This is a genomic window from Halomicronema sp. CCY15110, assembly GCF_016888165.1.
Classification (GTDB): domain Bacteria; phylum Cyanobacteriota; class Cyanobacteriia; order Phormidesmidales; family Phormidesmidaceae; genus Halomicronema.
Map to the genome: position 1 here is coordinate 1 of NZ_JACSWC010000010.1, position 248 is coordinate 248.

1 protein-coding gene is annotated in these 248 nt (G+C 60.9%); it reads left to right on the top strand.

Features of this window, described 5'->3' with window-relative positions:
- A partial coding sequence (locus JUK32_RS00040; protein ID WP_204136834.1) for an efflux RND transporter permease subunit occupies positions 1–248 on the top strand: 248 nt, incomplete at both ends.

A 248-nucleotide genomic window follows, 5' to 3' on the forward strand; every position in this document is an offset into this window, starting at 1 on the left:
ATGTCGGTGACGGGGCTGATCATTGCCCTGGGTCTGCTGATCGACAATGCGATCGTGGTGGTAGATGAGATTCAGGCCGATATTCGGCAGGGGGCTAACCCGCTCCACGCTGCGACGACCACGGTGCACCGCTTGCAGGTGCCGCTACTGGCCTCGACGGTGACTACAGTGCTAACGTTTTTGCCCATCTACCTGCTGCCGGGGGCGGCGGGAGAATTTGTCGGCACCATTGCCCTGGGGGTGATCTT